This is a genomic window from Pirellulales bacterium (assembly GCA_019694435.1).
In the GTDB taxonomy this organism is placed as follows: Bacteria; Planctomycetota; Planctomycetia; order Pirellulales; family JAEUIK01; genus JAIBBZ01.
This window is the reverse complement of record JAIBBZ010000064.1, coordinates 1-13,255: the sequence shown is the minus strand read 5'-3', so window position 1 is coordinate 13,255 and position 13,255 is coordinate 1. Positions and strand designations below refer to the sequence as shown.

Annotated in this window: 5 protein-coding genes, 1 tRNA gene and 1 pseudogene; 4 read left to right on the top strand and 3 right to left on the bottom strand. The window is 63.2% G+C overall.

Translation table 11 applies throughout. The features are described from left to right. The first annotated feature begins 31 nt into the window (after nt 1-31). The 3 genes and pseudogenes from K1X74_22850 to K1X74_22840 all read left to right on the top strand — a co-directional run bounded on the left by K1X74_22850 (nt 32) and on the right by K1X74_22840 (nt 2,381). Nucleotides 32-106 (top strand) — tRNA-Pro (locus K1X74_22850). A gap of 222 nt (nt 107-328) precedes the next feature. After that, nucleotides 329-1,129, top strand: a complete 801-nt coding sequence (locus tag K1X74_22845; protein ID MBX7169190.1) for a hypothetical protein — start codon at nt 329-331, stop codon at nt 1,127-1,129. Between the two features lie 74 nt (nt 1,130-1,203). After that, nucleotides 1,204-2,381, top strand: a pseudogene (locus tag K1X74_22840) (IS3 family transposase). Nucleotides 2,382-2,594: 213 nt separating this feature from the next. On the opposite strand, the gene K1X74_22835 reads toward K1X74_22840, so the two are convergent. The 3 genes from K1X74_22835 to K1X74_22825 all read right to left on the bottom strand — a co-directional run bounded on the left by K1X74_22835 (nt 2,595) and on the right by K1X74_22825 (nt 10,085). Next, a complete protein-coding gene (locus tag K1X74_22835) occupies nt 2,595-4,571 on the bottom strand; it encodes a hypothetical protein (protein MBX7169189.1) in 1,977 nt (658 codons plus the stop codon). Nucleotides 4,572-4,668: 97 nt separating this feature from the next. Next, nucleotides 4,669-7,386, bottom strand: coding sequence for a TIR domain-containing protein (locus K1X74_22830; GenBank protein MBX7169188.1), 2,718 nt, complete (start codon nt 7,384-7,386; stop codon nt 4,669-4,671). An 89-nt stretch (nt 7,387-7,475) separates the two neighbouring features. Then, nucleotides 7,476-10,085, bottom strand: a complete 2,610-nt coding sequence (locus tag K1X74_22825; GenBank protein ID MBX7169187.1) for an AAA family ATPase — start codon at nt 10,083-10,085, stop codon at nt 7,476-7,478. A gap of 451 nt (nt 10,086-10,536) precedes the next feature. On the opposite strand from K1X74_22825, the gene K1X74_22820 reads away from it, so the two are divergent. Beyond that, on the top strand, nt 10,537-13,255 hold a 2,719-nt coding region (locus K1X74_22820), incomplete at its 3' end, for a toll/interleukin-1 receptor domain-containing protein (GenBank protein MBX7169186.1).

Below are 13,255 nucleotides of genomic sequence, written 5' to 3'. Positions count from 1 at the left end.
ACCCCTGTTAGCGTGGCCGTCGCGTGAACATCGGGGCGTGGCGCAGCCTGGCTAGCGCGCTTGACTGGGGGTCAAGAGGTCGCAGGTTCAAATCCTGTCGCCCCGACTGCCTGCCCGATGACTTTTTCTCGCAGTAAGTGATTGCGAGATAAGGTTGTCGGGCATTTTCATGCGCGCGGCTCAGGGGTCGCTTGCGCGAAATCCGACACAAATCCGACACACTCGGGCGCTTGCATAGCGGCTGCGTCGCTAGCGCTGGGGCCACTACTTGCATACGATCCCTTGCCTGGCGGAGGCGGTCTCCGCGGGCCACGCGCGAGGGGTCGCCATGGCCAGTCTGTTCTACGATCGAGACGCCCAGCGCTACTACGTGCGCTTCCGCTACGGCGGTCGATCGTTCAAGCGATCACTGGGCACCGAGAATCCAAGACTCGCCAAAGCCGCGATGGCGCGCGTCGATGAGACGCTCCACATGCTGGCCACGGGCCGCATCGTGATGCCCGCGACCGCCGACCCCGTCGCCTTCATCCTCTCCGACGGTCGACGCGAAACGGACGTCGAGCCCGCACTCCTCAAGCTCGGCGAACTCGTCACCGAGTACCAAGCGCGACGCATTCCGGGAGCCAAGGAAGCGAGTACCTGCCGCACCGAGGATTTGCACCTCCGCCACCTCGTTCGCGTGCTCACGCGAGGGACGATTGTGCAATCGATCACACGCCCCATGATGCAGCGCTATGTCGAAGCCAGACTGCGCGAGAAACCTCGTGGGAAGCATGTCTCGCCGGAGACGATCCAAAAAGAGGTCGCCACGTTCCGGGTGATGTGGAACTGGGCCATCGACCAAGAACTGCTCGATCGGGCCGCCCCCGTCACCAAGCTCGTCTATCCCAAACGGGACGAGAAGCAGCCCTTCATGACGCGGCGAGCGATCGAAACGATCATCGATCGTGGAGGTCTTTCGGCGGAAGAGAAGCGACAGCTTTGGGAATGCCTGTTTTTGACCCGGAGCGAAGTACAAGAAATCCTGGAACACATCCGCACCACCGCCAAGTTTTCGTTCATTTATCCGCTCGTGTGTTTTTTAGCCCACACCGGCGTGCGACTGAGCGAAGCGGTCCGCTCGCGGTGACCTGCCCCCTGAAAACCAATCCGGCCCGAATGTTAGGATTTGGGCCTGGTCATTTTTTCTGGAGGGATTGCAAGATGGCCAAGCAGCGATTTCAGGCGGAGCAGATCATCGGCAAGCTGCGTGAAGCCGAGGTGGAGATTTCCAAGGGCCTGACCGTCGGTCAGATCGCCAAGAAACTGGGGATCACCGAGCAGACGTATTACCGCTGGCGGAAGGAATACGGCGGTCTGCGCACCGACCAGGCCAGGCCAAGCGGCTCAAGGACCTGGAGAAGGAGAACGCCCGGCTGCGACGCCTGGTCGCCAACTAGGCCCTGGACATGGAGATCCTCAAGGAAGCCGCCTCGGGAAACTTCTGAGCCCGACGAAGCAACTCCGCGCGGTCGAGCACGTTCGTTGTGCATTGGGCCACGAGCGCGTGTCGGAGCGTCGGGCTTGTCAGGTGTTGGGCCAGACGCGCTCGAGCCAGCACCGGCGGCCGCGGCAGAGTCCGGGCGACGAGCCGCGGCTGGTGCGGCGGATGATCGAGTTGGCGACCCAATACGGCCGGTACAGATATCGACGGATCACGGCGTTGCTCCAGCGCGAGCAGTGGCGCGTGAATCACAAGCGGGTCGAACGTCTCTGGCGGCAGGAGAGCTTGAAGGCAGCCGAAACGTCGCAGGCTGTGGCTGAATGACGGCTCGTGTGTGCGGCTGCAGCCCGCGCATCGAGATCACGTCTGGAGCTACGACTTCGTGTTGACGCGCACGCACGACGGCCGGCCGGTGCGGATGCTGACGGTGCTCGACGAGTACACACGTGAGTGCCTGGCGATCGACGTGGCCCGACGCTTGACCAGTGAAGATGTGTTGTAACGCTTGACTGACTTATTTATCCGTCGCGGCGTGCCCGATTACATCCGCAGTGACAACGGCGCGGAGTTCACGGCGCATGCGGCTCGCGACTGGTTGGTTCGAGTGGGCGTGCGGACGCTGTACATCGAGCCGGACAGTCCCTGGGAGAATGGATATATCGAGTCGTTCAACGGCAATTTGCGCGACGAGCTCTTGGAGCGTGAGATCTTTGACACGCTGCTGGAGGCCAAAGTCTTGATCGAGCGTTGGCGGCGCGAGTACAACACGGTCCGGCCACACAGTTCGTTGGGCTATCGACCCCCGGCCCCGGAGGCGCGCCAGCCGTGGCCCGCAGCTTCCGCTACGCTCCAGCCGCGGGCCACGGCTGAGAAACAACAGCAGGCAGCACTAACTTAAACACTGGTGTCATTCGAGGGGGCAGGTCAGAACTCCGCGGGCATCAGTCACCAGGTCGTGCTTACTGCCGCACTTGCCGCGATCCGTCGGGTTCGGGCCGCATTTTCGCCGCCAAGCGATTCCCTACCCCCAGATGCTCGCATTCACGATGGTCTAAAGATTGGGGGAAGGGCCGTGCTCACAAAACTGCAACAATCTTCGTGGCGTTCGGCGTTACACCGGGTGCCCCGGTTGTTGCAGATCGCCGGCGATCCACCATTCCTGCACTTCCAGGGCCATTTGCGCATCGATGTCGCGGATGGTCGAGTTGAGCTGTCCAGGCGTCTGGGGCGTTCGCAACGGTGTGGCCAGGCGTTTCAAGCGGCGGGCCATTTGGCCCGAGCGGTGCGTCGTGCGTTCGTGATCGAGCAGCCGCTCGATGGCGTGTAGCGCCGCCGCGACCGCCGGCAGCAGGATCGCCAGCACCGTCACCAGGTTCGCGCCAACGTGGTGGCCCGACTCGTCGTGGACGACGAGGTGCAGCAAGACCATCGTCAGGGTGAGTAAGAAGAGTGCAAAGGTAATTCGTTCGGCCCCCTCGGCACGCGCGTGCGCTCGCTCGGCCTTGTTTTCGTGGAACTCGATTTGCGGTTTGATCCAGGCGTTGAGCATGACTTGCTGCAACAGCTCCTCGGTCGCCAGCGGTCGATCGCCCGGGCCGTGCAAGTCGTGTTCGACATCGGCGATAACGCGGCTCCAGGCGTCGACAAACCAGGTTTCGGGGCCGTGATACAACGCGGGTGGCCCGGACTTCGCGCGCGGCGCCAGGCCCAGCCGTGTCAACTGATCGTAGCCCGGTAACAAGGCGAGAAATTGCGCCCGGCGGAGCCACTCGGCGACATAGCGATCGTTAAGAAACTTCTCGCGCCACTTTTCGCGCCGCAGCACGCGCAGCAGTCCCCAGGCAGCCAGCAGCGCCAGGAATTCGCCGACGATCAACTCGTGCCACAGATGAAATACGTGCTGGGCTACGCCGATCGTGATGGCCAGCAAGGCCAACAGGTAGATCGCCGCGGCCGAATAGCGGTAGAGCCGTTGGTAGTGTTGCGCGAGCAGATCGGCCCACGCCAGCGGCGGCAGAATCGTCGCGCCGAGCTTCGGGGCGATGTCTGCGCGTCCGAGCGGAACCAGTTTCGTACCGAGTTCGTCCTGCATCTTCCGGAGCCCGTCCGCGAAGGCGCGATGGGTGACCGCGCGGTCACGGTGAAAGGCGCTCAGCCGGTGAAACCCCAGGGAAAAATCCTTGGCACGCCGGGGCAGCTCGACGCACTCGGCGCCTTTCAAGATCGAGTCTCGGCGATCCCAAAGCCACTTCGGACGCGGTTCTGGCGGCGCGGGAACGAGGAACTGGATCTTCGGCAATCCGGTCGCGTCCTCGACGAACCTAGAATCGACCGGTGAGCCCTCGCGGCGGGCATAGATCCAGATGACCGGCCGACCCTGGTCGATGGCATACTGCACAATCTGTTGTGTGCCTCCTGTGCCGCCGGCGGGGTGGCCGTCCCACAGCGCGACCAACACGTCGCAGCGGTTCACCACCGCATGGCCGGCCAGTTGATAGGCTTCGTCGCGCCGCGGGCCCGGCTCGACGTCGGTCGGCAGCAGGCGATCGGCCTCGTTCGTCGTCGCGGCCCGGGCCAGCAGCCGCTCGAAGTGGTCGCGGACTTCGGCGGTGGTGAAGTCGACGCGATACTTTTCCAGCGCCATCGGCAAGACGGCGTCGAGCCGGGGCGGCGTGTGTGATGGATCGATCGTAGTTGGCGCTCGTTGCAGCACGCGCTCGGCGACAAGTTGATCGGCCCCCTCGGCCAACGGCGAGACCACGACCCAGCGAAACGGCGTCTGTTGACCGCGCGGCACCTGGTCGAGCGCGCGCGGTACAGCGGGCCAGACGCGCCGCAACAGGGCCAGGGCCACCGCGTCGACGCGCTCACCGCACCAGGCGACCCACTCGGGCAGGGCGTTCAACTCGAGCTTCGGCCGCGGGGTGCCTGTTGCCGGACGGGCCGCATACTCGACGAGCACGCGTTCGACGTGATCGAGCGCCTGGTCGACCGCCGCCTGCAAGCGAGGCCGTTCCTCGGCCGCCAGGTTGCGATGCCCGGTCACGCCGATCCGCAGGTCGTAAGGAGCAATGGGAGGGGGAGACATTTGTTGAGAGCTAGAATCCAAATTGATCCGACGGTGCGATGGCACAACTGCTTAAACCAACCCCCTCGCCGAACGCAAAAAGGTCCTACTTGCCAGATTAATGGGGCTGTGAGTATCGACGCGCCGCGTCTTCCACTATAACCCTTGTCTCCTGCTCGTCGTATCCCAGTCTTCTGCGTAGTGACACAAAGCATTCAATAGCCCTGTCTAAATCTGGTTGGGGCTGACGCACGTGACCAGACAAGCTGAACAGTTGCTCCATCGATCTCCGATACAGGACTTCAGAGTCGAGTAATCTATCCATGTAACCATAAAGCTGGCCCAAGCGATGATACGCGACGGAGAGATCACGCATTGACCTCAGGTCTCCTGGCAATCGCTGCTGCATATCCGTGCAAAGAGCTACGCTCTCGGAGAGCAATGGCTCTGCCTTCGGGTACTCGCCTAGCAGCATTAGGGCATTTCCAAGATTTCCGGTTGCCACAGCATATTCCCGTCGGCTCCGATTGTCTTCAGGGCTCTGCTCATGAAGTTGCTTAACTCTGACATAGTATTGCTCGTAAAGGGCGGCTGCTCGTTCACGTTTCCCAATCCTTACGCACCAATTTCCAAAGTCACAGCAGGTGACCGCCAGTTCGCGATGTGCGCGGATGTCGCCTTGCAGGTGCTCTTCGAGCGCCTCGCCAATGCGCATTGCTTTTTCATATAAGGCCTCAGCCTCGAGCAGTTGCGGCTCGGTGCTCATGCTTAAGATTAGATTGGCTGAGGATCGATAGAGTGTCGCAGCCTCGCCGAGATATTCGACATCGCTCACTCCGTCCACTCGTCCGCAAACTGCAATTGCCTCGGAGTAAAGCACTTGCGCTCGACGTGGATGCAGTTCGAGGCGCATTTGATCGCCAAGCTGTCTAATTGCGACAAAGTGCCGCCTGCGCGACTTGGCATCGCCGTTGTCTTGGTTTGAAGCGCAGCGGCGTGCTCGCCTACATAGGAATCGCGACTCGCGAGTTCTGCCAAGCTGCTGTAAGCCACTGACAGTCAAATATGCTAGATCTACCGATCCAGGCATGACGTCAATTCGCGGCAAAAGGAATGCGAAAAGGGATTCCAGTATCCAATAATGCGATGGGCCCCATTGATCCTTAAGGGATTGGCATGCGAGCCTCGCCAGCTCGATTAAGTGCATTTCATGTGGCACCAAGGATTGTGTTGATAGCCGCGATCGAACCGCCTCTTGAACAATGCGGTGCATTCGCCCCAATGGTGTATCAACAAGTGGCACCAGCAGCCTCATGCGCTCGAGGCGCCGTAGCGAGTCGGCCAATGGGTCAGCTAGCGTGCTCCTCTCAACATCCGCTGACGAGGGCAAGGCGGCTTGGCCGACCGCCGCGAGCCATGGAATTGGCACGCGGTCGGGCGGCAGCAGCGCGCCATGTTCAACCAGCAGCCGCTCTAATGGCGTGAGGGCATTGAGCGTAGGTGCGAGCAGTTCGGACAGCGACTGTTCGACGTGCAGCGAAAGAGCGGTGGCATCGGTGATGTTGCGCTTGGCTGTGTCCTCGACCAGCGAAATGCCCTGTTCGCGCAAATGGTCGCGGTAGCGACGATAGGTCCACTCGGGATGCTCGGCCAAATAGACAGCTACCACTTCCAATGCGAGCGCGTGACCGCCCAATTGATAGACGACCTCAATCGCGGCGTCCCGCTCGTCTTTGTATGAGTCTTCGCCTAGTGGCCGATAACGCGTAAGCAGATCGAGACCGTCCTCTGGGAGGAGCGAGTCAACCGGCAGCCAGGCGATGCCATGCAGTGCATTCCCCTGCAGGCGCGAGGTCGCCAGCACGTGGATGTGCTCCCCGTGCGGCAGGCTGCGACGACGGCTTGCCGGCGAAAGCAATTCGGCGTCGTCGAGGTTATCGAGAATAAACAGCGTTGCCGTGCCTTGCTCGAAGAGCGACTTGACCCGGTTCCAGCACTGCTCCGGCTGCTGGCTACGCTCGGCCGCGGGTATGGTGAGACCGCGATATGCCGCCAGGTCGATGATCTTCGATCGCAAGCCGCGCAGGCCCGAGCAGTCGATCCAAAACCGTCCCCCGGGGTATTCGTGCCCGTAAGCATGCCCGTAAACCAAGGCCAAAGCGCTCTTGCCGATGCCGCCGAGCCCGTTCATCGCCGCGATCGCACCGACTTGGCTGCGAATGAGTTGTTCGCGAATCTGGTGCAATTCGTTGACGCGGCCGGTGAACCGCGGGTTGTAGGGTGGCAGATTCGAGGGCGACGCGTCACGGCGCCGGGCATAGTCGAGCCGCCGGTGGATGGCCTCGCAAATTTCAGCGATCTGTTGCCGAGCTCCTTGCTGCTCCAGCGCCGCCTGGCCCTGGGGCCACCAGTCGAGGCAGGTGTAATACTGCCGGCGCTTGAGATTGTGCATCCAGCGGTCCATCGGCAGCTGGACGTCGTATTGATCGAACGCCGGGTGCTGCACGACGTAGATCGGCGCGATGCCTTCGCCCGGCAGTGCGTGGGCCAGCTCGTGATGGAGGTATTCCTCCCATTCAAGGCGGCAGTAGTCGCTAGCGAAATAGGCCGGCGATAAGACGCCCAACATGATCCGCGACTGGCGCAGCCCGACTAGAATCCGCTGCTGCCAATCGTCCATGCCGCGGATTGACTGGGTGTCGAAAAACACCTCCAGCGGCCGGCCCGCGACGTGCTCGTATTCGCGTCGGATCGACGCGACCAGCGCGGTCACCATGCCGGCGTGCGCGCCTTCGTTGTCCTGGTGGGCGTAGCTGACGAACAGGTCGTAGGGCATCGTCGCCTTCCGAGGCTGCGCGGAATCGTTGATCCCGAACGGTCGCGAGCTTCACCGCGGCGATGGCAAGGCACTCGGCCAACGCCGCTTCAGATCTGCTTGACGATCGCGAAACCGGCGTCGGCGAGTGCCGTAGGCAGGTTGCGGACCAGTTCACGATCGTACTCTCTTACATCTTCCGGAAGCTCGCTCCAATCGACAAGGTTTTCGTGAATCAACCGCGGCTTGTCTGTTGGCTTTCCGTATCTCCATCCCGAAGACATGCGCTCGTCGCACCAACGCTTGTGCTCCTGTATTGCGAGACGCGCAATTTGACGACCGTTGAACGCGACAATCGGCGCCTGGTCATCGCTCAGCGCGGCGAGCGGCAACAGGCTGCAGCCGATCGCCGCCAGCTTGTTGGGGATGTCGGCGGCAACTTCACGGTTTGAATGTTTAAACGTCTCGGCCAGTTGATCCCACGGCTGCATGGCCGGATCGTCGGCAGGCTTGCGCTGGGCCTGGTCTTTCAAGTACTGGTTGTGAATGGCCATGGCGATGCGTTCGCGCGCCGCACCGAACAGCAGGTCGCGCTGCAACAGCGCGCCAAATGCGTGGCGCTCGACGTGCAAGTCAAGTTGGGCGGCCGGCGGCAAGGCCGAGGGCACAAACGAGTGGACGTCGTTGAGCATGCTCATCTCGACGACCGCCTCGAGCGAGCGATTGCCGTGCTCGTAATGCGGCACCTTGAGCAAGGCCCGCAACACGGCATCGTCGATCCGCACGACGTGCTTCGAATCGACGATCCGCTCGCGTTGTTCGAGGAAAAACCGCAAAACCATGGCGCGGCGAATGAGTGCAAACCGGTCGTCCTCCGCGGCCGGGTTCGGACCGAGCACGTTGACGTAACCTCTCAGCCGGCTAACGAAATCAGGTACTTTCGCATTGCGATACGTCTCACGCTCGCTTTCGGCCTTCGCCGGCGGCTCACTGGCGAATTCCGCAAACGTATGCGTCGTGCCTCCGGCGAAGACGAAGATCGCCTTGCCCAGCGGGTGCATCGACTCGCCGTCCTTGAATTTGCCGTCCTGCATCGCCGAGAGGAAATATTTGAGCCAGCCCCACTTCTCACTGCCCAGCGAGGCATCGAATTCGTCGAAAAAGACCAGCGGCGTCCGGCCCTCGAGCACGACGTCGCGGACCTTGTGAAATGCGTCGATCAGGTCGCGCGTCGCAACGAACTGAGCGATGTTGAACTCGAGGCGCTTGATGGCGCCATCGGCGGCACAGGATTCGGCGACCTGCTCGACGCCAAAGGACTTACCCGAGCCGGGTGGCCCGAAGACCCCGATGCACAGCGGCCGCTTGACGCGTGACTGCCTCAGAAACTGGCGCATGAGATTGCGAATCGCCTGAAAGCTCTCGATTTCGCTGCGATCAATCGTGGCGAGCTTGTTGAAGTGGATCAGCGGTACGCCCTGCGGCGCTTCGTCCAGTCCATTGCGAACGATCTTGTTGGCGACCGACTCGAGACTGAGGCCCCCTTGCTTCGCAAGCAAGGACCAGTGCGTCGGCAAGTTGCGATAATCGTCAATCTTCACGCAACTGAGCCGTTGATCCTTGGAGTCCGTGCGTATGAGTTGGGCAGCGTTTGGATAGTCGATCTTGGTGAGATCGGAGCCGAAGGCTTTGACCAGCAACCGGCGCGAGGCGCACACTCCCTCTTCGATCGCCTTGAGCATCTGGCCCGTCGTGACCGAATTCCCGCGAGCAGCGATATGCTTCGCCAGCACGGCCGACAGCACGGAGCCATAGCCAACCATGCCCCCCTCGTATTCGTCGCAATAGCCGCCCTCGAGAACGGTCGTGTCGAAGATCAGGTGCATCGAGCCGGTTTGGGCCTGGGGGTCAAAGCTGTAATACAGTGCCCCATCCAGGCCAAACCGCACGATCAGGTGTCGACACTTGTGAAGATTCTTGAACACATCGTTAGGCTGCGATTCGATCGCGATGGCAAAATCGCGGACCGTGCGTTCCCAGGAGAGTCGCCGGCTGATGCTCACTTCCTCGCTGCGCAGATCATCGGCATTGAGCACCACAATCAGCCGATCCAAGTACTGCTCCGTGAATAAGTGGTTCGACAACAAGTTGCCCTTGCTCTCGGCCAGCGGGCGATGCGTCTTGAAAATGATCCACGGCTTCCCCCGCCCGCTCGACAGGGCCTTGGGCCAGGCCCGGCGATCGCGACGGAAGCCGTTGCCCGCGTCGTCGAGGACGATCACCTTCGGGCTGGCCGGCTGACGGGTGATCGCGCGCGCCGGTGGTGTCTTCGTGGCAGGCCCGCAAAACCCGCTGAGGCTGCCGACGCGATAGGACTTGTCCTTCTTGTAGGCGTCGGGGTTGCTCTGCTTGTCGGCGATGGGGCGACTCGGCTTGAGCTCGAGTTCGACGATCGAATGCACGGCCTCGATCGGCAGAATGTTCTCCAGGGGCAGACGCAGCGTGGGGGCCACGACCTTGGTCGTCCGCGAATTGGTGAGCTGGCGCAAGAACCGCGCCAACAACAGCGCCCCACCCTCGCGGGCAATGTAACGAAAGCCGGGAATCAGCCGCCAGTTTTCCGTGAACGTGTCGGCCCCGGAAGAGTGATCACGCGCCGGCACCGGCACGATAAACCAGTCCACGCTGACATCGCCAGTGACGATAATGTCTGTTGCCATGATGCTTGCAGCCAGATGACCGGGGTTGGCGCTGTATTTAACCAGCGCTGTATTCAAGCGGCGTCGAGGAGCGGGCTCATCGAAGGCAGGTGTTAGAGTAGTTTCTGCCAACTCCAGCCGAAAGCGAAAAAACCGGCATTTCACGCCTGTTTTTTCGCAGGCGCGACCGGGCGAGCGGCCGGCAGGGCGCACGTTGCACCGTGCAGAGGTTCGAATAGGGACGCCCTCTGTGTTCGTGAAACATGCGGGCGGCAAGCTGTTTGCAAATGGTGGAGCGGCGAAGCGAACGCGATCTTTCCGGCCGAGGAACGATCCTCGCTCGGTGTGATTGCAGTGTACGCACCTTTCGCGTATACCGGCCGGGTCTGGAGCGTCGTCAAACATGCCGCGTCGCCGTTTCAAATTGAGCGGTGGCGAACCTGAGGCGCGATGACGAACGGGGGCGTTCGCGATGCCCGATTGCGATCTGTTTCTTTCCTATTCCCGCAAAGACAATCGCCCGGCGGCGCCCGGCGGCGTGGGCTGGGTGACCGCGTTCCACCAGCGCCTGCTCGATCAGCACAAGCGGTTTTCGGGCCGGAAGCTGAAGGTGTTTTTCGACGCCCAGTCGATCGATCACGGCGCCGATTGGGCCCGCTGCCTGGCCGAGGGTTTACGGAACAGCCGGCTCCTGATCGCGTTCCTGTCGCAGAACTATCTCGACAGCAAATGGTGTCGCCAGGAATGGGAGGAGTATCTGCGGTTCGAGCACACGCTGGCCCGCGGCGACGACGGCATCGTGCCGATCTTCTTCGAGCTGGTTCCCAATCTCGACGGCTCGCCCCCCGCGGCCGACCTCGATCGGCAAATGGCCGCTTGGATCGCCGACATCGCCCGCCGCAATCGGGGCGAGCAGTTCCAGCTCGTACCCTGGTTTAGCCGCGGTCCCGAGGTGCTCCGCGAGCTCGACGCCGCGCAGCGGGTGGCCGAGTTGCGCGCGTCGCCACGCGACGACTCGGCGTCGCCGCTCGACCTGGCCCAGCGGATCGAGACGATCGATCGGCACATCGCTCGCCGGCTCGATCGCACCACGCTGGCCGAGCATGCCCCGGGCAACCTGAATCGCTCCTACGAACACTTCGTCGGTCGCGGGCGCGAGCTGCGCCAACTGCACGAGGCGCTCATCGCCGATCGGATCGGCCTGGTCGGCGCGCTGCATGGCCTTGGAGGTCAGGGCAAGACGGCCCTGGCCGTGCAATATGCGTACGCCTACGCCGAGTACTACGCGGCCGGCGGTCGCTGGTTGCTGGGTTGCGAGGGGCGCCACGAGTTGGCCGAACTGCTCGAGGAACTGCTCACGCTGGTTGGACTCGAGGTGCCCCGGCCGCCTGCCACCTTGTCAGGCCAGGCGGCCAAGGACTTCGTCGTCCAGAGCGCCTTCCAGGCGCTCGAGGCCTGGTGCCGGGCCCGCGCTCCGCAGCTCCGCGCGCTGTTGTCGCGCGAGGCGCGTTTGCATGGCACGGTCGAGGACCTCGGCCCGATCGAGCCACACCTGCTGCTGATCCTCGACAATGTCGATCGGCCGGAATTGCTCGATGCCCCGCAACTGGCCCAGGTCGCTGCGGAAAAGTGGCTGCAATTGATCGTTACCACCCGGCTCGACCCCGACGAGTTTGGCGCGGGCCGCGCGGCGCTCAAGCCGGTGCCGGTCGACGACCTGCCGCCGGCCGATGCGCTGGCTCTGCTGCGCGAGTTTCTGCCTGGCAAGCGCTTCGCATCCCCGGCCGAAGAAGCGGCCGCGGAACAGATCGTCGATTTGCTCGGCGGATTCACCCTGGCCGTCGAGCTGGTGGCTGCCTACTTGGGCGCCCATACGGCCGCCGGCGTCACCTGCGCCGACTATCTCGCGCGGCTGCAGTCCCAGGGTCCCGCCGTCGCCGACGAGGCGGCGCTCGACGCGCGTGCCGGCGGTCAGATTCGCCATCGTCGCGAGCGCCGCGAAAACCAGGTGGCGTTCCTGATCGACGACACCTTGGCGGCGCTCGACGCCGTGTGCCCGCAGGGTCGACACGTGCTGGAGCTTGCTTCGCTATTGCCGCCCGACGCGATCGTGCTCGAGTGGCTCCGCGCTGCGGCTGCGGTGCGATTCCCAGAGCTGGCGGCCGAGCCGTCTCCCGGCGTTCCAGAGACGTGGTTGAGCGTGCTGCGGCAGCTCCTGGGCCGGCGGTTGCTGATCGCCACCGACTTCGCGCCGCTCGAGCCCGGGCAATATGAGCCGCGTCCGCGAATTGTCCGGTTGCATCGGCTCGTGGGCGAACACCTGCTCAAGCCACTCGAGACGCCCCAGCGCGACGCATGTGTCGCGGCGCTGATCGAAGTCGTTTTCGCGAAGGCGGGCGCGTTTGAAGACACCTACGGTCACGATCCGGCCATTCTCTGGCAACTCGGCGCCTTGGAGGACACCGCCGAACGGCTTCTGGACGTGCGCCCAGGCAACCGCGAGTTGGCCCTGGCAGCCGGTGTTGCCGCGACGGCCGAATTCGAAACGGGCCGCCTTGCTCGTGCCGCAGGTCTGTTTCGCCGCAGCCACGCGGTCTTCGAGCAACTGCAGCGAGCGAACCCGGGCTCGGCCGCTGCGGCGCGGGACGTGAGCGTCTCGCTGGAGCGGCTAGGCGGCTTCTATCTGGCGCGTGGCCAGGCGGGGGACGCCGAGGAGGCGCTGCGCTGCTTCCAACAGTCGCTGGAAATCGCCGAGGACCTGCAGCGAGCGAACCCGGGCTCGGCCGCTGCGGCGCGGGACGTGAGCGTTTCGCTGAACAAGCTGGGCGACTTCTATCTGGCGCGTGGCCAGGCGGGGGACGCCGAGGAGGCGCTGCGCTGCTTCCAACAGTCGCTGGAATTGCGCGAGCAACTGCAGCGAGCGAACCCGGGCTCGGCCGCTGCGGCGCGGGACGTGAGCGTTTCGCTGAACAAGCTGGGCGGCTTCTATCTGGCGCGTGGCCAGGCGGGGGACGCCGAGGAGGCGCTGCGCTGCTTCCAACAGTCGCTGGAAATCGCCGAGGACCTGCAGCGAGCGAACCCGGGCTCGGCCGCTGCGGCGCGGGACGTGAGCGTTTCGCTGAACAAGCTGGGCGACTTCTATCTGGCGCGTGGCCAGGCGGGGGACGCCGAGGAGGCGCTGCGCTGCTTCC

Excerpts from the sequence above, each read along its gene's own strand:
- K1X74_22845 (MBX7169190.1), top strand. The coding sequence starts at position 329 with ATGGCCAGTCTGTTCTACGATCGAGACGCCCAGCGCTACTACGTGCGC.
- K1X74_22835 (MBX7169189.1), bottom strand. The coding sequence starts at position 4,571 with ATGTCTCCCCCTCCCATTGCTCCTTACGACCTGCGGATCGGCGTGACC.
- K1X74_22830 (MBX7169188.1), bottom strand. The coding sequence starts at position 7,386 with ATGCCCTACGACCTGTTCGTCAGCTACGCCCACCAGGACAACGAAGGC.
- K1X74_22825 (MBX7169187.1), bottom strand. The coding sequence starts at position 10,085 with ATGGCAACAGACATTATCGTCACTGGCGATGTCAGCGTGGACTGGTTT.